General features: G+C 39.7%; 21 protein-coding genes and 2 riboswitches. Of the genes, 17 read left to right on the top strand and 4 right to left on the bottom strand.

The features are described from left to right. Window positions 1-9: 9 nt before the first annotated feature. The 5 genes from IGM04_RS10970 to IGM04_RS10950 all read left to right on the top strand — a co-directional run bounded on the left by IGM04_RS10970 (window position 10) and on the right by IGM04_RS10950 (window position 3,938). Window positions 10-228 (top strand): YqgQ family protein, encoded by a 219-nt coding sequence (locus tag IGM04_RS10970; RefSeq protein ID WP_002356332.1) that lies wholly within the window; start codon window positions 10-12, stop codon window positions 226-228. Further along, entirely contained in the window at window positions 229-1,200 is a 972-nt protein-coding gene (locus IGM04_RS10965) for an ROK family glucokinase (RefSeq protein ID WP_002356333.1), read from the top strand. Between the two features lie 15 nt (window positions 1,201-1,215). After that, window positions 1,216-1,614, top strand: a complete 399-nt coding sequence (locus tag IGM04_RS10960; RefSeq protein WP_002356334.1) for a rhodanese-like domain-containing protein — start codon at window positions 1,216-1,218, stop codon at window positions 1,612-1,614. Window positions 1,615-1,735: 121 nt separating this feature from the next. After that, window positions 1,736-2,086, top strand: a complete 351-nt coding sequence (locus IGM04_RS10955) for a DUF488 domain-containing protein (protein WP_002359411.1) — start codon at window positions 1,736-1,738, stop codon at window positions 2,084-2,086. A gap of 13 nt (window positions 2,087-2,099) precedes the next feature. Beyond that, window positions 2,100-3,938 (top strand): FAD/NAD(P)-binding protein, encoded by a 1,839-nt coding sequence (locus IGM04_RS10950; protein ID WP_086317987.1) that lies wholly within the window; start codon window positions 2,100-2,102, stop codon window positions 3,936-3,938. 162 nt (window positions 3,939-4,100) lie between these two features. Here the strand turns inward: IGM04_RS10950 and IGM04_RS10945 are convergent, their stop codons facing one another. Next, window positions 4,101-4,268: a DUF3042 family protein gene (locus IGM04_RS10945; protein ID WP_086317988.1), complete on the bottom strand. Its 168-nt coding sequence runs from the start codon at window positions 4,266-4,268 to the stop codon at window positions 4,101-4,103. 267 nt (window positions 4,269-4,535) lie between these two features. Here IGM04_RS10945 and galE point away from each other — a divergent pair, with 267 nt between their 5' ends. From galE to thiD, 8 genes are all read left to right on the top strand, one after another. Continuing rightward, window positions 4,536-5,528, top strand: a complete 993-nt coding sequence (galE, locus tag IGM04_RS10940) for a UDP-glucose 4-epimerase GalE (RefSeq protein WP_010824854.1) — start codon at window positions 4,536-4,538, stop codon at window positions 5,526-5,528. After that, window positions 5,509-6,759, top strand: coding sequence for a UDP-glucose--hexose-1-phosphate uridylyltransferase (locus IGM04_RS10935; protein ID WP_179189144.1), 1,251 nt, complete (start codon window positions 5,509-5,511; stop codon window positions 6,757-6,759). Before galE ends, IGM04_RS10935 begins: the two co-directional genes overlap by 20 nt. Window positions 6,760-6,830: 71 nt before the next feature. Then, window positions 6,831-8,591, top strand: coding sequence for a DNA polymerase III subunit gamma/tau (gene dnaX, locus IGM04_RS10930; protein WP_002384047.1), 1,761 nt, complete (start codon window positions 6,831-6,833; stop codon window positions 8,589-8,591). Between the two features lie 20 nt (window positions 8,592-8,611). Then, window positions 8,612-8,926: a YbaB/EbfC family nucleoid-associated protein gene (locus tag IGM04_RS10925; RefSeq protein ID WP_002385681.1), complete on the top strand. Its 315-nt coding sequence runs from the start codon at window positions 8,612-8,614 to the stop codon at window positions 8,924-8,926. 147 nt (window positions 8,927-9,073) lie between these two features. Next, a riboswitch (TPP riboswitch) is annotated at window positions 9,074-9,162 on the top strand. A 140-nt stretch (window positions 9,163-9,302) separates the two neighbouring features. Further along, window positions 9,303-9,791 carry an energy coupling factor transporter S component ThiW gene (thiW, locus tag IGM04_RS10920; RefSeq protein WP_002356342.1) on the top strand — a complete coding sequence of 163 codons (489 nt, stop codon included), beginning with the start codon at window positions 9,303-9,305 and terminating at the stop codon, window positions 9,789-9,791. After that, window positions 9,775-10,593 carry a hydroxyethylthiazole kinase gene (locus tag IGM04_RS10915; RefSeq protein ID WP_002397896.1) on the top strand — a complete coding sequence of 273 codons (819 nt, stop codon included), beginning with the start codon at window positions 9,775-9,777 and terminating at the stop codon, window positions 10,591-10,593. Before thiW ends, IGM04_RS10915 begins: the two co-directional genes overlap by 17 nt. Next, window positions 10,590-11,225 (top strand): thiamine phosphate synthase, encoded by a 636-nt coding sequence (gene thiE, locus IGM04_RS10910; RefSeq protein ID WP_016616051.1) that lies wholly within the window; start codon window positions 10,590-10,592, stop codon window positions 11,223-11,225. Before IGM04_RS10915 ends, thiE begins: the two co-directional genes overlap by 4 nt. Beyond that, window positions 11,222-12,052 (top strand): bifunctional hydroxymethylpyrimidine kinase/phosphomethylpyrimidine kinase, encoded by an 831-nt coding sequence (gene thiD, locus IGM04_RS10905; RefSeq protein ID WP_002367225.1) that lies wholly within the window; start codon window positions 11,222-11,224, stop codon window positions 12,050-12,052. Before thiE ends, thiD begins: the two co-directional genes overlap by 4 nt. Before the next feature lie 93 nt (window positions 12,053-12,145). On the opposite strand, the gene IGM04_RS10900 is transcribed toward thiD, so the two are convergent. Then, window positions 12,146-12,502 carry a winged helix-turn-helix transcriptional regulator gene (locus IGM04_RS10900; protein WP_002356348.1) on the bottom strand — a complete coding sequence of 119 codons (357 nt, stop codon included), beginning with the start codon at window positions 12,500-12,502 and terminating at the stop codon, window positions 12,146-12,148. 144 nt (window positions 12,503-12,646) lie between these two features. On the opposite strand from IGM04_RS10900, the gene IGM04_RS10895 reads away from it, so the two are divergent. Then, window positions 12,647-13,837 (top strand): MFS transporter, encoded by a 1,191-nt coding sequence (locus IGM04_RS10895; RefSeq protein WP_086317990.1) that lies wholly within the window; start codon window positions 12,647-12,649, stop codon window positions 13,835-13,837. A 50-nt stretch (window positions 13,838-13,887) separates the two neighbouring features. Here the strand turns inward: IGM04_RS10895 and IGM04_RS10890 are convergent, their stop codons facing one another. Both IGM04_RS10890 and IGM04_RS10885 read right to left on the bottom strand, forming a co-directional pair. Then, window positions 13,888-15,249: an MFS transporter gene (locus tag IGM04_RS10890; protein WP_002382490.1), complete on the bottom strand. Its 1,362-nt coding sequence runs from the start codon at window positions 15,247-15,249 to the stop codon at window positions 13,888-13,890. A gap of 163 nt (window positions 15,250-15,412) precedes the next feature. Continuing rightward, window positions 15,413-16,198 (bottom strand): TraX family protein, encoded by a 786-nt coding sequence (locus tag IGM04_RS10885; RefSeq protein WP_086317991.1) that lies wholly within the window; start codon window positions 16,196-16,198, stop codon window positions 15,413-15,415. Window positions 16,199-16,376: 178 nt separating this feature from the next. Further along, window positions 16,377-16,467: riboswitch (TPP riboswitch) on the top strand. A 104-nt stretch (window positions 16,468-16,571) separates the two neighbouring features. Between IGM04_RS10885 and IGM04_RS10880 the strand changes: the two genes are divergently transcribed. From IGM04_RS10880 to IGM04_RS10870, 3 genes are read left to right on the top strand one after another with little or no spacing between them, the layout of a single operon-like run. Next, a complete protein-coding gene (locus IGM04_RS10880; protein ID WP_002359429.1) occupies window positions 16,572-17,135 on the top strand; it encodes an ECF transporter S component in 564 nt (187 codons plus the stop codon). After that, a complete protein-coding gene (locus IGM04_RS10875; RefSeq protein ID WP_002379779.1) occupies window positions 17,132-18,490 on the top strand; it encodes an ABC transporter ATP-binding protein in 1,359 nt (452 codons plus the stop codon). Before IGM04_RS10880 ends, IGM04_RS10875 begins: the two co-directional genes overlap by 4 nt. Continuing rightward, a complete protein-coding gene (locus IGM04_RS10870) occupies window positions 18,481-19,134 on the top strand; it encodes a CbiQ family ECF transporter T component (RefSeq protein ID WP_002359432.1) in 654 nt (217 codons plus the stop codon). Before IGM04_RS10875 ends, IGM04_RS10870 begins: the two co-directional genes overlap by 10 nt. Window positions 19,135-19,136: the final 2 nt, after the last annotated feature.

Below are 19,136 nucleotides of genomic sequence, written 5' to 3'. Positions count from 1 at the left end.
TGTTTTCGTATGGAAACGTTATATGATGTACAACAACTTTTTAAACAGTTTGGGATGTATATTTATGTCGGTGCACGGATTTATGATATTGAGTTAATGATGATTGAATTAAAAAAATTGTATGAAGGTCAATTGGTAGACCGAGATACGTATTTACAGGCCCGGCATATTTTGCAAAGAGAGCATCGAATAGAAGAATCTAGAGGGAAGCAGAAAGGAATCGACTAAATGGATAAGAAGATTATTGGGATTGATTTAGGTGGAACGACCATCAAATTTGCTATTTTAACAACCGATGGCGTTGTTCAACAAAAATGGAGTATTGAAACGAATATTTTAGAAGATGGCAAGCATATTGTGCCATCAATTATTGAAAGTATTCGTCACCGTATAGATCTTTATAATATGAAAAAAGAAGATTTTGTGGGAATTGGTATGGGAACACCAGGAAGTGTCGACATTGAAAAAGGAACTGTTGTAGGTGCCTATAATTTAAACTGGACGACTGTACAGCCTGTCAAAGAACAAATCGAATCTGCTTTAGGAATTCCGTTTGCCTTAGATAATGATGCCAATGTTGCCGCTTTAGGTGAGCGTTGGAAAGGCGCGGGGGAAAACAATCCCGACGTGATTTTTATTACTTTAGGAACAGGTGTCGGCGGAGGCATTGTTGCAGCGGGAGAATTGCTCCACGGTGTTGCTGGCTGTGCTGGTGAAGTTGGGCATGTGACGGTTGATCCTAACGGCTTTGACTGTACCTGTGGGAAACGTGGCTGTTTAGAAACTGTTTCTAGTGCCACTGGTGTCGTTCGTGTTGCACGTCATTTATCAGAAGAATTTGCAGGTGACTCTGAACTGAAACAAGCGATTGATGATGGACAAGATGTTTCGAGTAAAGATGTTTTTGAATTTGCTGAAAAAGGCGATCATTTTGCTTTAATGGTTGTGGATCGTGTTTGTTTCTATTTAGGCTTAGCCACAGGAAACTTAGGTAACACGTTAAATCCAGATAGCGTGGTTATCGGTGGAGGTGTTTCTGCAGCAGGAGAATTTTTACGTAGTCGTGTCGAAAAATATTTCCAAGAATTTACTTTCCCACAAGTTCGAAATAGTACAAAAATCAAATTAGCAGAGCTAGGTAATGAGGCCGGCGTCATTGGTGCCGCTTCACTAGCATTACAATTTTCAAAAGAGAAATAGAGAGGGCTTTTTAGAATGAGTATTTTATGGGTAATCAATGGCATTTTGCTAGTTATTGTACTAGCGATGGTATTCAATGAATTATATTTGAAAATTATGGTGAAACGTTCAGCAAAAATGCTGACGGAAGAAGAATTTAAAGAAACAATGCGTAAAGCACAAGTGATTGACGTTCGTGAGAAAGATACATTTGATGCTGGGCATATTTTAGGGGCGCGCAGCATGCCATACAGCATGTTAAAAACAACAATTGGTTCTCTTCGTAAGGATCAACCTGTTTATCTTTATGATCAGAAGAAAGCTTTAAGTATCCGAGCAGCTAATTTATTACGCAAAAATGGCTATACTGATATTTATATTTTAAAAGGCGGCTATGATGGCTGGACTGGGAAAGTGAAAAAGAGAAATAGTTAATAACAAAAAGAGTTGGTCTTCATTGAGACCAACTCTTTTTGTATAGGAAAGCTTAATAGAGATGTTGCTTTTTGTCAGTCCTCACTTTTTGAGCTACAATAAAGAGAAGAGGTGAAGGCAGATGATTCAAATCAAGCGAGCATATGAAGCACCGACAGAGCAAGATGGCTACCGTGTTTTAGTTGACCGTATTTGGCCACGAGGAAAATCCAAGGAATCTGAAAAGTTAGATGAATGGCTCAAAGAAGTGGCCCCAAGTACAGAGCTACGGAAATGGTTTAATCATGAAGCAAATAAATATCCCGAGTTTAAACAAAAATACCAAGAAGAATTGAAACATGAGCCAACTGCCACAGCGTTTAAGCAGTTACAGACGATTGTAAAAAATCAGCCAGTAGTCACGCTGGTCTATGGGGCGAAAGATACAGTGCATAATCAAGCGGTTGTCTTAAAAGAATTATTAGAAAAATAGAGTAGGTGATTGGATGAAAATTGCAATTGTAGGTGCTGGACCCAGAGGCTTATCAGCTGCAGAACGAGTCATTGAATGGGCTCGTAAAACGGAAATAAATGTTCAGCTCACGTTGTTTGATCCATACGGTCCAGGTGGGAAAATTTGGCGAGCAGAGCAACCTAATTATTTATTAATGAACACCGTGATTAGTCAAGTCACTTTATTTACAGATGAATCTTTTAGTGGCGAAGGACCAATTGTCAAGGGCCCCACTCTCTATGAATGGACCCAAACAGAAGCTGCGCAGTACATTCAACAGCAACAACCCTATAATTATCTTGAGTTGTTGAAAGAATGTCATCGCCTTGGACCGAATGATCACTGCTCGAGGGCTTTTTATGGCATGTACCAAAAATGGTTTTATACGTATTTAGCCACGCGGTGTAACGAACAAACATCGCTGACGTTTTTTAAAGAGCCAGTAACTGCTGTGCGGGCAGGAGAGGATAACTATTATGTGTATACTCAATCCATTGAGTTTACGGCAGACAAAGTAATTTTAGCTTTGGGTCACCAAGAAAATGAATTAACGACTGTTGAACAAGAGCTGGCGGACTACGCCAAGGAGCATCGTTTGTTTTATTCTTCTCCTAAAAATGCGGCGGATGCTTTATTGGCACTTGCCAATATACCTGCAAAACAACCCGTTGTGTTAAAAGGCTTAGGTTTGGCATTTTTTGACTATTTATCTGCCTTGACGATTGGCCGCGGGGGTGTTTTTTATCGTCAAAATGGCCGCTTACGTTATGAACCTTCTGGAAGAGAGCCTATTATTATTGCTGGTTCTGGTCGCGGTTTTCCTTCTCATCCTCGAGGGATTAATCAAAAAGGTTACGGGGAAACCTATCAGCCTGTTTTTTTAACCGAAACGTATTTAGCTGAATGTCGTAAAAAAGGACAGGTTACAGGCGCAGAGTTTTTTGGGTATTTAAAAAAAGAAGTGGAATATGTGTATTACACCTGCTTAATCGAAGAAAAATATCCGCATCTTTCTAAAGAGGCCTTTCAACAGCTGTTTATTCAAACCAAGGGAGCGCCGGAAAGCTTAGCCCACTTTGAAAAACAAGATTGGTTTGATTGGCAAGCGTTAGAACATCCTGAAACAAAGAAAACCACTCATGAAAGTTTTCGTTCGTTTTTACTAGAGTATTTAAAATGGGATATTCAAGAAGCAGAGAAAGGCAATCTTAGCGGTCCTTTGACCACTGCTTTAGACAGTTTAAAAGATTTAAGAGATCAGATTCGCTTTGTTTTGGATGAAGGGTTATTAACGAATGACGAGAGTCAGAAGTGGTTGTGGCACTGGTTTACCCCGTTGAATACCTTTTTGTCGGTGGGACCTTCTGTTGAAAGAACAGAAGAGCTACAGGCGTTAGTTGAACTGGGATTAGTCACGATTCTGGGGCCAGAAATGCGTGTCGAAATGAAAGCGGGTCAATTTATTACTTATGCTAATTTGTTTCCGGAAAATCGGTATAATAGTCACTTTTTAATTGAAGCACGCATTCCCAAAGTCAATAATGAAAAAAGTTTGAATCCTTTAACAAGGCAGTTATTAGCCGATAAGCTAGCTACGCTCCATCAACTAGCATTAGCCGATGGTCAAATAGTCAAAACAGGTGCACTCTTGATTGTGCCTGCCACGAATCAAGTCATCACAAAAGATGGACAGGTGGCGACAGGCCTTTTTAGTTGTGGTATTCCAACAGAAGGGATTCATTGGTTAACAGCCGCTGCAGCTCGTCCTGGTGTGGATCCTTGGAATATGCGCGATATGGATCGGATTGCTGCTACTATTTTTAATAGTTAAGAAAAATAGTCAGCTCCTTTGGTAAAAAAGAAAGCATAACAAGTGGTCATCCATCAAAGCGATGGATGACCACTTGTTATGCTTAAGAGAATCAACAGAGCCAGAAGCGCTCCTGTTGATTTCTTGGCGTTAGATTTTTTATCTCAACGTCACAGCTATTTTTTAACGTGCAATACGTTTACGCATCGCTTTTTTACGGTTTTCTTCAATCATATCTTCTTTTTCTTCAATTGGATCAATGACTGTTTTTTTAATAGTTGTAGCCACACTGGCTAAAGCAGCAACTGTGATAGCAGTACCGACTAACATACCTGATACAAATTTTTTCATCGTTCATTCCTTCTTTCAAATTGTATTTGTTTCTATTATGACGGAAAAAAGCAAAAAAATCCAATAGTTACAATGATTTTTCATAAACTCTACGACTAATTTAGAGATTTGTTAAAATTTACCAAGTCTTTTCTGTATTTTTATAGGAAAAATGAATAAGGAGAAATGGCCAAATTAAATCCTGTTTACAAAATGAAATAATTCAGAAGTAAACCTTATTTAATGGTACAATAGAAAAAGAAATTAGAGAGAAAAGGGAGCGTATTTATGTCTATTTTAGTATTAGGTGGCGCAGGCTACATCGGCTCACATGCCGTCGATCAATTAATTTCAAAAGGCTATACCGTTGTGGTTGTTGATAATTTATTAACAGGGCATCGTTCAGCAGTTCATGAACAAGCGACTTTCTATGAAGGCGATATTCGTGATAAAGCTTTTTTACGTAGTGTCTTTGAAAAAGAATCAATTGAAGGGGTGTTGCACTTTGCGGCCAATTCTTTAGTAGGAGAATCCGTGGAGAAACCGTTAATGTATTTCAATAACAATGTTCACGGCACTCAAATTGCCTTGGAAGTCATGCAAGAATTCGGAGTGAAACATATTGTTTTTTCTTCCACAGCGGCCACTTATGGCGAACCAAAAGCAATGCCTATTACAGAAGAAACCCCAACGAATCCTAAAAACCCGTATGGGGAAAGTAAATTAATGATGGAAAAAATCATGAAATGGTGCGACAACGCTTATGGAATGAAATATGTTGCTTTGCGTTATTTTAATGTTGCAGGAGCAAAAAAAGATGCCTCAATTGGTGAGGATCACACGCCAGAAACGCATATTGTGCCAATTATTTTACAAGTGGCATTAGGCCAACGAGCAGAGCTAAGTATTTTTGGGGATGATTATGATACACCAGATGGCACGTGCATTCGAGATTATGTTTATATTGAAGACTTGATTGCAGCACATATTTTGGCTTTAGAATACTTGAAAAATGGCGGCGAAAGTGACGTCTTTAACCTGGGTAGCAACAACGGCTATTCTGTTAAAGAAATGTTAGATGCTGCTCGCGAAGTGACAGGTCAAGAAATCCCTGCGACAATCGCGCCACGCCGAGCAGGGGATCCTAGTACGTTAATTGCTTCTAGTGAAAAAGCCAAACGAGTTTTAGGCTGGCAACCAGAAGTAACTGAGGTCAAGGACATTATCGCCACCGCTTGGCAATGGCACCAAGCTCATCCACATGGATATCAAGAAAAGTAATAGGAGGAATGAATCGATGACCACGAGTCAAATGATTGCCGATTTTACCACACTTGCTATTCAAGCAGGTGGTTGGATGGAGTTGGATCGCTTATATCTTCAGAACCGTTTATTATCAATGATTGGTGAACAAGAATTAGGCGAAGTAGACATACGGCCTGTGGCAACACCCGCCGCTGATTTGGCGGAACAATTGTGTCAAATTGCGAGTGCCAACCAACTTGTAAAAACAGAGCAACAAAAAGAACAGTTCATGGTGCAATTGATGGATTTGTTGACACCGCCACCTTCTGTGGTTAATGCTTTTTTTGCACAACATTATGCCAAAGAGCCACAAGAGGCTACCGAGTACTTTTACCAACTTTGTCAAAAAAACGGTACGGTCATTGAACAGGAAGAACCTGTTGTTTTTTCAACAGTCTATGGTGATTTTTTAGCAAATAAGGTCCACAGTGAGGCGCCAAAAGCAACGCTCTCTGCACAAAGCTATCCCCGCTGTGAATGGTGCATGGCAACAGAAGGCTACCAGGGAAGTCAGCAATTTCCTGCGACTACGAACCATCGAGTGATTCGAATGAACTTAGATGGCGAAAGCTGGGGGTTTTCCTTTGTAAAACAGGCACAATATCAGCAACAAGGTGTGATTGCGTTTGAAAAACATCAGTCAGCGAAACGTTCAATTAAGACTTTTCAGCAATTGTTGAAAATTGTTGAGGTCTTTCCTCATTATTTTGCTGGGATTGATGCTGACTTTGAACAAAATGAGCATGTCTATTATCAAACGGGTTTGCAACAATTTCCATTAGCCGAAGCGAGCATTTCAGAATATGTTGAGTTAGCTAACTATCCTTTAATCAACGCAGGAATGGTGAATTGGCCAGTTGCGACATTTCGCCTAGAGGGACCGAATGCGTCAGAAGTTGCCCAAGCCGCAAATGATATTTTTGAGCAATGGCAAATTCTGAAACTGCCCACGGATGAGATACAAATCGTTGCCCGACGAAAAGAACTTTTATATGTCATGGACTTAATTTTTAGTCGACCTCAAGCAAAGCCTTCGTTAACGTTAGCGGAAGTCCAAGGTTTAACGACTTGGAGCAATCAGAAAACGCAGGCGCTTGAAACTGTCGCTTCAGCGTATCAACAGCGACTAAAAGAAGCCAGTGCGTTTGCAGAAACAAGTGAAGGAAAAGCGGCTTTTTTAGCAATGGTTGCGCCAGTGACTCATTAAAAGAAAAAAGATGCCGAATGACTAAAAATCACGTATAATAGATAAGAATGAAAAATAAGGGAGGGTAAAAAATGGCTTATCAAGCACTTTATCGGGTCTGGCGTTCACAACGTTTCGATGACGTAGTAGGACAAAAAGCAATTACTCAGACACTGAAAAATGCGATAGTGCAAAAGAAAACATCTCATGCCTATTTATTTACTGGCCCTCGTGGTACAGGTAAAACCAGTGCCGCAAAAATTTTCGCTAAAGCGATTAACTGTAAACATAGTCAAGATGGTGAACCTTGTAATGTTTGTGAAACCTGTGTAGCCATTACGGAAGGTCGTTTAAATGATGTCATTGAAATTGATGCGGCGAGTAATAATGGCGTGGAAGAAATCCGTGATATTCGTGATAAAGCAAAGTATGCACCGACACAAGCCGAGTACAAAGTTTATATTATTGATGAAGTTCATATGCTATCAACAGGCGCGTTCAATGCACTTTTAAAAACTTTGGAAGAACCGCCACAAAATGTTATTTTTATCTTAGCAACGACTGAACCACACAAGATTCCGTTAACGATTATCTCACGGACGCAACGCTTTGATTTTAAGCGAATTAGTACGCAAGATATCGTCGATCATATGGCCCATATCATGCAGGAAATGGCTCTCGATTATGAGGAACAAGCCCTTTATGTGATTGGGCGTGCTGCGGAAGGTGGGATGCGAGATGCCTTGAGTATCTTGGATCAAACGATTTCCTTTAGTGATGAAAAAGTAACACTGGAAGATGCAATGCAAGTGACAGGCAGCCTAACCTATGAAATGATGGATCATTATATTCAGTGTTGTGTCGCCGGTGATGTTGAACGAGCATTAGAAGGCTTGGAAAGTATTTTAGGCGAAGGCAAAGAAGCGCGCCGTTTCTTAGAAGATTTGTTATTATATTGTCGAGATTTGCTGATGTATCAGCAAGCACCGAAGTTATTAGCAGAAAAAGCAGGAACTTTGACAGAAGCATTTAAGGAACTAGCTACACAAACACCTGCTGAAAAAATCTACCAACTAATCCAAATTTTAAGTGACACACAAAATGAGATCCGCTTTACCAACAATGCGAATATCTATCTGGAAGTAGCCACTGTCAAATTAGCTAAAACGGTGCAACCCAATAAACACAACACGCCAGAAACAGCTAATCAAGATGGTAGTGCAGAGGGAAACCCAGAATTAGCAGATTTACAAAATCAAATCGGGCAACTGAAGAAAGAACTGGCTGAATTAAAGAAACACGGTGTAGCTGCTAAAGAAGCAGATGCGCCACGTCAACAAGCACGACCACAAGCGTCAAAAAGTTCGTTCCGCGTACCCACAGAACGCGTATATCAAGTCCTAAACGAAGCGACTAGAACACATTTAATGAATGTAAAAAATGTCTGGGAAGACTTACTGCAAACATTATCTGTGACTCAACGAGCGATGCTCAAAGCTAGTGAACCTGTCGCAGCGAGTCCTAAGGGCATCGTGGTGGCATTTGACTATGAGATTGTTTGTGCTCGTGCAACAGACGATGAAGAGATGCAGTTAGCTTTCAATAATAATTTAAGCCGTTTGATGGACTATACACCAGAGATGGTCTGCATTACTAGAGAAAGCTGGCCAAAACTAAGACAAAGTTTTATTAACCAAAATCAGGGCAGTTTGAATCATTCTGAACCTGAAAATGAAATGGCTCGTCTAGCGGACGAACCGCCTGTAACAAATGAACATTCACAAGAAAATCCAGTAGTAGATGAAGCAATCGCTATGTTTGGTGAAGAGCTTGTCGAAGTACTAGATGATTAATACGAAGGAGTAGAGGAATTATGATGCGAGGAATGGGCAACATGCAAGGCATGATGAAACAAGTACAAAAAATGCAAAAAGAAATGGCCAAAGCGCAAGAAGCGCTAAATGAAAAAGAATTTATCGGCGAAGCCACCAATCAACTTGTGACAGCGACCTTTACTGGTGATCGCACAATGAAAGATTTGACCATTAAAGAAGACGTGGTTGATCCTGAAGACGTTGAGATGTTACAAGATTTAGTCATTATGGCTGTCAACGATGCGTTAGTAAAAATTGAAAAAGAAACTGAAGCGACTTTAGGCAAATATACCAAAGGAATGCCAGGATTCTAAAAAATAAGACAAACGAAAGTATGAAAAACGTCATGCCAAAAAAATCGAACTTTTTGGGCATGACGTTTTTTCTGTTTTTGTGGGAAAACTCTTTGGCAATTTTAGTAGTCGCTTCCAAAAAACTATGCTATACTAAAGCCAATTGAAGAGAAACATTTGGGGTGCTATTAGCTGAGATTATACCCATGGAACCTGAAACAGTTAGGACTGGCGCAGGGAAATGTCTTGAAATTTTGACCGATTATTGCACCCAACTACGTTTATTTGTGGTTGGGTTTTTCTGTCTTTTTCAGTCGCGCCTCCTTTTGCTTCTCGCAGAAAGGAGTTTTTTTACGTGGAAAAAAATCGAATCCACAGAGTTACGTTACTAGCTTTAATGATTGCGATGGACGTCGTATTATCGCCGTTAATGCGAATTGAGGGAATGGCCCCTATGTCCAGTGTCATGAACATTATTGCCGGAGTTTTATTAGGTCCTCTTTACGGAACGCTCATGGCACTTGTCTGCGGCTTAATCCGTATGACGTTCTTAGGTATTCCGCCATTAGCGTTAACAGGTGCCGTCTTTGGCGCGTTTTTTGCTGGTTTATTTTATCAATGGGGACAAAAATTAGGCTGGTCGATGCTAGGAGAAATTTTTGGTACAGGCATCATTGGCTCGTTATTGTCCTATCCTGTAATGGTTTGGTTTACTGGCAGTAAGCAGAATTTTTATTGGTTCATTTATACACCACGATTTATTGGTGCCACACTGATTGGTTCAGTGATTGCTTGGCTTGTCTTAGTAAAACTGAAAGAAACTCGGGTATTTAAACAAACACAGGAATTATTTTTGGGAGGGTACTTTTATGAAAACAAGCGTTAAGTTTGAAACGATTTTTCCACTGACAACGGCACCATTAATTCAGTGCATTACGAATGAAATTACGTGTGAGTCTATGGCGAATGCATTACTTTATATTGATGCTAAGCCCATTATGGCAGATGATCCCCGGGAATTTCCGCAGTTGTTTCAGCAAACCAGTGCTTTGGTTTTGAATTTAGGCCATTTATCACAAGAACGAGAGCAAAGCTTGTTAGCAGCTAGTGATTATGCTCGGCAAGTGAATAAACCGACCGTAGTCGATTTAGTCGGTTATGGCGCCAGTGATATTCGAAATGAAGTCGGGGAAAAGCTGGTGCACAATCAGCCAACCGTTGTGAAAGGGAATCTTTCAGAAATGCGGACTTTTTGCCAGTTGGTGAGTCATGGCCGAGGAGTGGATGGCAGCCCTTTGGATCAAAGTGAAGAAGCAATTGAGGAACTGATTCAGGCTTTACGTCAACAAACGCAAAAGTTTCCCCAGACGGTATTTTTAGCAACAGGGATTCAAGATGTCTTGGTTAGCCAAGAGCAAGTGATTGTCTTACAAAATGGTGTTCCTGAGTTGGATTGTTTCACTGGCACGGGCGATTTAGTCGGCGCATTAGTTGCCGCTTTATTAGGTGAAGGCAACGCGCCAATGACTGCGGCAGTAGCCGCAGTGAGCTATTTTAATCTTTGCGGAGAAAAAGCCAAGACTAAGAGCCAAGGGCTGGCCGATTTTCGCCAAAATACGTTAAATCAGTTATCTCTTTTAATGAAGGAGAAGGATTGGTTTGAGGCGGTGAAAGGACGAGTGCTATGAGAGAGCAATTGAAAGTTTATTTGGTGACAGGACGGTATGATTTTAGTGATACTGAATTTTTAAAACGAATTGAAACTGCTTGTCGCAGTGGAGTGACATTGGTCCAACTGCGCGAAAAGGAAGTGTCAACACGGCGCTTTTACGAATTAGCAGTGAAAGTTAAAGCGGTAACAGATGCGTATCAGATTCCGTTGATTATTAATGATCGTGTCGATATTTGCTTGGCAGTGGATGCGGCAGGTGTGCATATAGGGGATGATGAATTACCGGTTGCTCTTGTGCGAAAACTGGTTGGGTCCACAAAAATCGTAGGTGTTTCAGCCAAAACGGTGGCACGAGGAGTTGAAGCGGAAAACGAGGGCGCCGATTATTTAGGCGTGGGCGCAATTTTCCCCACAACGACTAAGGACAGTCCGTTAACTTCTTTGCAGACACTTTCTGAAATTGCTGCAGCAGTCACGATTCCTGTTGTGGCGATTGGTGGGATCAAAGAAGAAAATATAGAACAACTTATGGGAACGGGAGTGGCTGGTGTTTCACTGGTCAGTGAAATTATGCTGGCTGAACAGATAGCCGAGAAAGTTCAAGGGTTGATGCGTGTAACGGAGCGAATGTTGGAGGCGAGAAAATGACCGAATATAATTTGACCCCACAAGTAGTCACGATTGCTGGTTCTGATTCTGGTGGGGGAGCTGGCATGCAAGCAGATTTAAAAACATTTCAAGCGCGGCAGGCATTTGGTTTAAATATTGTCATTGCATTGACGGCACAAAATACGTATGGCGTGCAAGATAGCTTACCGATTCCTAGTTCATTTATTGATGAACAATTCCAATCACTGGCGGCTGATTTTAAAATTGGGGCAGCGAAAACGGGGATGTTAGCAGATAGTGAGCGTGTCGAAGCTGTTGTTCGCAATTTGCAGAAAGTTGATTTTGGTCCGTTGATTGTCGATCCTGTAATGGTGGCTAAAGGTGGACATCATTTGTTAGAAGCCGAGGCAGTTCAAACAATTAAAGAGCAACTGTTGCCATTAGCAACGGTCGTGACACCTAATTTACCAGAAGCGGAAGTTTTACTAGAGACGACCATCAAGACAGAACAAGAAATGCAGACCGCAGCAAAAAAATTACAGCAATTGGGCACAAAAAATATTATTATGAAAGGCGGACATAGCACAAATCAACAAGCGGCTGATTATGTGTTAATGGAAGACGGTTCGAGCTTTTGGCTAAGTGCACCACGAATTGTAACGAAAAATACTCATGGAACAGGAGATACTTTTTCAGCGTGTATCGCAGCCGAATTAGCAAAAGGTACGCCGTTAGAAGCGGCGATTGTGATTGGCAAACAGTTTATACAAGGGGCCATTAGCCAAGCAATTTCTGTTGGACATGGTCATGGACCTACTAATCATTGGGCCCAATTAACGCAAGATATTCAAGTTATTAAAGCATAAGAAGAGCCTGGGGAAAAATCATTTTAGATTTTTCCCCAGGCTCTTAAATAGCTTAAAGCTCTTTTTTGATATAGTTTATAAACGTTTTGTTCACTAATCTTCACATTTTAAATAAATTTCTTGGCCTTGTTCTTGCAAATGAGCCACGTGGGATTCTCCCCAATTACATAAGTTATCTAAGACAGCAGAGAGGCTTTGACCATAATCGCTTAAATAATATTCGACTTTTGGTGGAACTTGGTTGTAAACTTTCCGCTCGATAATGTTGTCTTCTTCGAGTTCCCGTAATTGTTGTGTCAGCATTTTTTGACTAATGCCAGTAATGCCGCGTTTTAAATCGCTGGGGCGCATGGCACCGTGCCGTAAATTACACAGAATAATTGGTTTCCATTTACCGCCAATAACATCCATCGTTGCTTCGACACCAATCGCATATGTACGAGTTTCCAAAAAACATTCCTCCTTAATAGATTGATAATAAACAAAAGTTACTAAAAGGTACCTATGATACAAAAAAGTAGGTACTTATCAAAAATTCAATCTTAGTATATAGTAATTTTTGTTGAAATTCAAATGTTTTTTAGGAGGAAGAGAATGGAAAAGAAAATTTCACCAAATTTAACGCTCTTTGCATTAGCTATCAATGCTTTCGCAATCGGTTCAACAGAATTTATTAGTGTGGGTTTATTACCAATGATTGTTAAAAGTTTTCATATTAGTCTTTCCCAAGCAGGTTTGACTGTTTCTTTGTACGCTTTAGGTGTGACGATTGGGGCGCCGTTATTAACAATTTTGACAGGAAAATGGAATCGTCGCTCATTAATGCTGGGGATTATGCTTCTTTTCATTAGTGGGAATTTAATTGCTGCGTTTGCGCCAACGTTTATTATTTTATTGGCAGGGCGGATACTTTCTGCATTGGCGCATGGCATTTTCATGTCTGTTTCGACTGTCATCGCCGCAGATGTTGTGCCGCCATCACGTCGTGCCAGCGCCATTGCTATTATGTTTACGGGCTTAACGGTTGCAACAGTGACTGGTGTACCTTTAGGGACGTTTATTGGGCAACAAACAGCTTGGCATATGTCCTTTCTTTTTATAGCCAGTATTGGCTTGGTGGGACTGATTGCTAGTTATTTTTTAGTTCCCAAAAATTTACCGATACCAGGGAAGGTTGACTTAAAAGGAATCACGCGGATTTTTACGAACAAACCCCTCGTTTTCTCTTTTCTAATTACTGCTTTTGGTTATGGTGGAACGTTTGCTGCATATACGTACTTGTCACCGTTATTGGAAAATTTAGGCTTTTCAGCCAACGCGGTAGTGATTATTTTAGTTGTTTATGGCGTAATGGTCGCAATTGGCAATACAGTAGGTGGTCACTGGGCAAATAAAAAACCTTTAGATTCGTTAGTAAAAATGTTTAGCTTATTAATTCTGTCCTTAGTCTTTTTATTCATTACTGTTTTAATGGATAACAGTCTTCTAGGCTTATTAGCAAGTTTGATGTTGGGTCTATTTGCCTTTATGAATGTACCTGGTTTACAACTATATGTTGTAGAATTAGCGGAAAAGTATGTTCCAAAAGATATCACTTTGGCCTCAGCTTTTAATATTGCAGCCTTTAATATTGGGATTACCGTTGGCTCAATGACAGGTGGGGTGGTCACAGATCATTTATCAGTAACATATACACCGATTTTTGGTGGTTTTATCGTACTAATTGCTGTCTTGTTCGTACTTTATATTCGGAAGCAAGAAGAACAAAAAAACAACTATCTTTAGAAAACTAAAAAAAGCAGCTGGTTACTATGGAACTGACCAGCTGCTTTTTTTTAAGCTTTTTTGCGGAAATAATTCCAGCAAGCAATTAAAACAATTACTAATAAGGTTAACAAGAAAATCAGAGAAATGAGGGAGCCCATCGTTGTCCCCTGAGCAAAATTATCTGCGTGGTCTTGAGCGATATTAATAATCGTCGCTACAATGGCCGTCGCAATAGCGCCAGAAAATTGTTGAAGTGTATTAAATAACGTATTGCCGTCGCCAAAATCTTTCTCCTCTAACAAGCTCATACCAGTCGTCATCATATTACTGTATGCAAAACCTAGACCAATCATATAGGTAACATGTCCAGCGACGAATCCTAATAAAACAGGCATCTCTAGTAAAATTGTTAAAGCTAGCCAACCGATTGTCGCCAAACTTAAGCCAAATAATATAGGTTTTTTAGCGCCGTATTGATCCAACACTCGTCCAGAAAGTGGTGCCAAAATGGCCCCAACTGTAGCACCTGGCAGCATGACTAGCCCAGCTACAAACGCATTTTTTCCAAGGACGATTTGAACAAAGTTTGGTAAGACAAAGGAAATACCTAACAATAAGAATTGACAAACTAAAAAGCCACATAAAAATAAAACAAAAGCGGGATTTTTTAAAATTGTCAAACGTACTAGTGGCTGTTCAGCGGTCGTTGCTCGTTTATAAAAAATAACAAAGCCAATAACGGCTGCCAGAAGTGAAAGCCAGCCAAACAATGTGCCAATTTTACTTAAAAACATCAACAAACCACTAAATAACAGGGCAATACCAATTAAACTAACCAAATCAAGAGTGGTGGTTTTTTTAACAGGTATTTCTGGAATAGCAGATAAGCCCATAAACAAAGAAAGCAGTAAAATAGGAATTAAGAATAAAAAGATGGCGTGCCAAGACAGGGAAGATGTTAAGATTCCACCATACGTTGGACCAATGGCTGGAGCAATTGAAGTGGTCAATGTGCCTACCCCCATCATCGTTCCTCGTTTTTCCAGCGGGGTAAAGTTCAAAATAATATGAAACATCAGTGGCAAAGCAATCCCAGTGCTAGCCCCTTGGAAGAGTCGGCCTAATAACAAGATACTGAAAGATGGCGAATAGACATCAATCGCTAAACCAATCAAAAAGAAAAGATTCGCAACAATAAATAAGCGTCTTAACGAATAGGTTTTTAATAAATAATTGGATAAGGGCACCATGATAGAAATAACTAATAAATAAATCGTTGTCACCCACTGCACGGTACCGGTGGAAACACCAAATTCCTTTGTTAATGTCGGAAAGGTTACATTCATTGCTGTTTCAATTAATACGCCAGCAAAAGACATAATTCCTGTCGCTAAAACGGCAGGGAATAATCGTACGTTTTTTTGTTCCATTTAATCACCTCTATAGTTTTCATTTTTTCGTAAAAAAATAGAAGCAGTTTCTATAAGAATAGAAACCGCCTCTCTCTCGACACGCAACTTGCGTGTTATCTGTACGATTTGTTTACATGTTGCATTGTAAACAGTTTTTAGGCAATCGTCAAGCAGAAAATAATTAACGTTGCATGAAGAAACTAATAATTGCAAAAATAGCAATGTGAGCTGGATAGAAAATATAAAAGAAATTCCGCATGCCACGGCCTTTTTCACCATTATAAAGAACAATTGGAATCGCTGCTAAAATCATCATCCATTGGTGGTTCACCCCGAATAGTTCTTGGAAATTATAGCTGGCTGCTGAAATCAACGCAACAACGCCAATTGCTGAAATTTGTAACCACTTTTTGCCATGGAATAAATAAAAAGCCACGGCCAAGAGAACAAATAAAAACCCACCTTCTGTCACCATTAGTGATGGCACAATCAGATTGAAAATTTGGAAACCAATTAAGATAGCAGGGTTGCTTAATATGTCTGGAGAACTAAAAACAACGAGAGGTAGAGCACTGATTAATAAAGGCACAATAAACCAAAGAAGCCCTTTACCAATTTGTTTTTGTTTAAAATAGTCCATAGACTGCATGTAGACCGTACCTAAAAATAACGTCCCAAAAATATTATTGATAATTAAGCCACCTGTTGAAAAATACGCATTTAAAATGCCGTTCAGAATCCCCATAATCCAGAAGCCTAACAATAACCGGAACATGTAGTTTCGCCGATTGCTTGTGTGAATGAAGCCTTCAGAACTTTCAAATAAGAAAATAGGTGCAGCAATTCGTCCAATCCATCCGAACCAACCAGGCACGCCTAAAAAACTAAAAAATTGCAATAGATGGTCAAAGACCATTGAAATAACCCCAATGACTTTCAAGTGAAAGCCAGTTAATGTTTTACCCATAGTATAAACGCCTCTCTTTCATAAAGAACAATATAACAAAGTCCAGAAAAACCAACCATTTATTTGCCTAACAGTTATCTTACAAAATTGTTTGATTTCTTCAGCTTTTGATGAAAGAAAAAAGTGCCAAGACTAGTTTTTATAATTATTCTATGCTATAGTAAAAGTACATTTTAATAAAAAACATTTGGGGTGCTGTTATGGCTGAGATGATACCCATTGAACCTGATGCAGTTAGTACTGTCGCAGGGAAATGCCGATTTACTTTGATTTTTCACGCACTCATTCTGTCCTAGGATGAGTGTGTTTTCTTTTATCAGGGTTTATTTAAGTCACTCCTTTTGCTTTTTGTTAAGAGAAAGGAGTTTTTTTATTGAAAAAATGGTCATTGCAACAAGTCGTCTTACTCGCTTTTTTAGCCTTTTTGTTTGGCGGTGTTTTTATGGGGGCAGGGTTCCTCTATGCGTTATTGAATGCTGCGCTGTTACCATTAGGCCTGAGTCCATTTGCCAATGAGCTTTTATTTGGAATGTGGACCATGGTGGCACCAATTGCAGCGATGCTGATTCCACGAGCGGGAAGTGCTGTTTTGGCGGAAGTTTTAGCCGCTTTGGCAGAAATGCTTTATGGTTCGTATTTCGGACCTAGTGTATTAATTTCTGGTGTGATTCAAGGTCTAGGTAGTGAAAGTGGCTTTTTTGTGACACGCTACAAACGGTACGATACACTAACGTTATTTTATAGTGCGATTGGGACGACTATTTTTAGTTATGTGTATGAATACTTTAAGTTTGGTTATGGCAATTACGGTCTAGGGATGAACATTGCTTTAATTAGCGTTCGATTCGTTTCTATTTGTTTCTTTGGTATTTTCTTAACGAAAGTTATTTTACGAATGTATCAGTCTGCGCAAGGGTTAGCTGTGAAGGCAAAATGAATAGTATCCAATTAAAAGCTGTGTCCTTTTCACGAGAACAACCCTTGTTTGAAAAGACAAATTTAGCAATTCCTCAAGGAACGTTTTCCTTATTAATTGGCGATAGTGGTAGTGGAAAATCAACGCTCTTACGATTGATTGCCGGATTTGCTCCGCTTGATTACCAAGGAGAAATTTTGATTGAAGGAATGGAACGCCGACAATTATCAACTCGTGAAAAGGCGCAAAAAATTGGCATGCTGTTTCAAAACCCCAGTCAACAATTTACAATGAAAACCTTGGAACGAGAACTGATTTTTGCTTTAGAAAATTTAGGAATCTCGCCTGAAGAAATGAACCGAAAAATCCAAACAGCGCTTCAACTTGTTCAGACTCAAACCTTATTCACACGAGAATTAGCGACGTTATCTGGTGGTGAAAAACAAAAAGCGGCGTTGACAGTTCTGCTAGCAATGAACCCAGATATTCTTTTATTAGATGAACCTTTTGCAAGTATTGATCCAACCTCTCGAAAACAATTTATTCAAATTTTAGCAAGACTCCATCAAGCAGGCAAAACGATTTTGGTGTGCGACCACGATTTCAACGATTACGCTGATGTTGTGGACCAAGTCGTCACGTTGAAAAACGGCCAGTTTGAAAAACAACCGTTGACGTTTATCAAAACAAAACCGCAGACATTTCAGCTTACAACTTCTGTGGTAAAACAACCAATGCTCCAATTGAAAAATTTTCGTTTGTCTCAGGGAAAACGAGTGCTACTTGAAGAAAAAGAAGCGCTTTTGTTTAAAGGAATTACCACGTTGACGGGGCCAAATGGGGCGGGAAAATCCACCTTATTAAAAGCCATCGTTCAGAGACAAAAATATCAAGGGAAAATGTTCTTGGCAGGCCGCCGCTTGCGGGCTTCAAAAAAATTGTATCAACACATGACATTAGCGGTGCAACAAGCCAATCGTCAGTTTGTCACGTTGACTTTACGAGAAGAGCTTTTGTTTGGTCAGAACATGACAGCAGAAAAAAGAAGAAAACAAGAGGAAGCCTTAACTTTTTTAGGTTTAAAAGAAAAACTAGAGCACAGTGTTTTTCAACTAAGTGAAGGGCAAAAAAAGATGGTGCAATTAATTAGTTTGCTGAGCTTAGATTTGGACTGTTTACTTTTAGATGAACCTTTTGCTGGATTAGATGAGCGAGCATGCAATTATTTTGTTGAATGGATCAAAGAAAAAAGTGCGCAACAAGATTTTCTAATCGTCACGCATCGGCTAGAACCTCTCTCTGGCGTGAGCAATTATCGAATAGAATTGCTGCAGCAACAACTGATTATCTGGCAGGAGGGAACCACATGCAAATAAAGCAAACAAATGCAGCAATTTATGCTTCTTTGATTCTTATTTTGACCTTTGAATTATCTTTTTCTCAGTCAATTTTGGCAAATTTGGCGGTTTTTATGGGTTGTATCATTTTTTTAATAGGCCAGCGAAAATCCCGCTTACTGCTTTGGTTATTTTTCTTGCCACTTTTACCAGCAATCGGGACGTTTTGGTCTATTTATTTGCATGGTACGAGTAGTCAACAAGCCTGGCTTTTGTTTAGTCGAACGTATGCCTTTGCCGGTTTAGGACTAGCTTTTGCTGTAGGAGTTGATTTTGAAGAATTATTGTTGTTATTGGAACAAAAGGGGCTAGCACCAAACTTTGTTTATGGAATTTTAGTGGTGGTTCACGCCTTACCGGAAGTGAAAAGAGAAATTAATGATTTAAAAGAAGCAAGCCTACTCCGTGGCAAAACGTTTCATTTTTGGTCGCCGATGCTTTATGTTAAAACACTGCTCGTTGCTGTTTCTTGGCGAGATAAATATACGGAAGCAATGTCTGCCCATGGCTATGAAGAAGGAGCCACCAGAAGTCGAAAAGAGCATTTTGTGTCAGCAAAAGTCAGTCTTGGGCTTGCTATTTTGATCATCATTTTTACAAATTTGTTTATTTTTCTAACGTAAAG

Source organism: Enterococcus sp. DIV2385 (genome assembly GCF_051711925.1).
GTDB lineage: Bacteria > Bacillota > Bacilli > Lactobacillales > Enterococcaceae > Enterococcus > Enterococcus faecalis.
The sequence above is the reverse complement of the archived record's forward strand: the minus strand, read 5'-3'. Positions and strand labels throughout refer to the sequence as shown.

Bases quoted from the DNA above. Each gene is read 5' to 3' on its own strand.
- IGM04_RS10970 (WP_002356332.1), top strand. From the start codon at position 10: ATGGAAACGTTATATGATGTACAACAACTTTTTAAACAGTTTGGGATG.
- IGM04_RS10965 (WP_002356333.1), top strand. From the start codon at position 229: ATGGATAAGAAGATTATTGGGATTGATTTAGGTGGAACGACCATCAAA.
- IGM04_RS10960 (WP_002356334.1), top strand. From the start codon at position 1,216: ATGAGTATTTTATGGGTAATCAATGGCATTTTGCTAGTTATTGTACTA.
- IGM04_RS10955 (WP_002359411.1), top strand. From the start codon at position 1,736: ATGATTCAAATCAAGCGAGCATATGAAGCACCGACAGAGCAAGATGGC.
- IGM04_RS10950 (WP_086317987.1), top strand. From the start codon at position 2,100: ATGAAAATTGCAATTGTAGGTGCTGGACCCAGAGGCTTATCAGCTGCA.
- IGM04_RS10945 (WP_086317988.1), bottom strand. From the start codon at position 4,268: ATGAAAAAATTTGTATCAGGTATGTTAGTCGGTACTGCTATCACAGTT.
- galE (WP_010824854.1), top strand. From the start codon at position 4,536: ATGTCTATTTTAGTATTAGGTGGCGCAGGCTACATCGGCTCACATGCC.
- IGM04_RS10935 (WP_179189144.1), top strand. From the start codon at position 5,509: ATGGATATCAAGAAAAGTAATAGGAGGAATGAATCGATGACCACGAGT.
- dnaX (WP_002384047.1), top strand. From the start codon at position 6,831: ATGGCTTATCAAGCACTTTATCGGGTCTGGCGTTCACAACGTTTCGAT.
- IGM04_RS10925 (WP_002385681.1), top strand. From the start codon at position 8,612: ATGATGCGAGGAATGGGCAACATGCAAGGCATGATGAAACAAGTACAA.
- thiW (WP_002356342.1), top strand. From the start codon at position 9,303: ATGATTGCGATGGACGTCGTATTATCGCCGTTAATGCGAATTGAGGGA.
- IGM04_RS10915 (WP_002397896.1), top strand. From the start codon at position 9,775: ATGAAAACAAGCGTTAAGTTTGAAACGATTTTTCCACTGACAACGGCA.
- thiE (WP_016616051.1), top strand. From the start codon at position 10,590: ATGAGAGAGCAATTGAAAGTTTATTTGGTGACAGGACGGTATGATTTT.
- thiD (WP_002367225.1), top strand. From the start codon at position 11,222: ATGACCGAATATAATTTGACCCCACAAGTAGTCACGATTGCTGGTTCT.
- IGM04_RS10895 (WP_086317990.1), top strand. From the start codon at position 12,647: ATGGAAAAGAAAATTTCACCAAATTTAACGCTCTTTGCATTAGCTATC.
- IGM04_RS10890 (WP_002382490.1), bottom strand. From the start codon at position 15,249: ATGGAACAAAAAAACGTACGATTATTCCCTGCCGTTTTAGCGACAGGA.
- IGM04_RS10885 (WP_086317991.1), bottom strand. From the start codon at position 16,198: ATGGGTAAAACATTAACTGGCTTTCACTTGAAAGTCATTGGGGTTATT.
- IGM04_RS10875 (WP_002379779.1), top strand. From the start codon at position 17,132: ATGAATAGTATCCAATTAAAAGCTGTGTCCTTTTCACGAGAACAACCC.
- IGM04_RS10870 (WP_002359432.1), top strand. From the start codon at position 18,481: ATGCAAATAAAGCAAACAAATGCAGCAATTTATGCTTCTTTGATTCTT.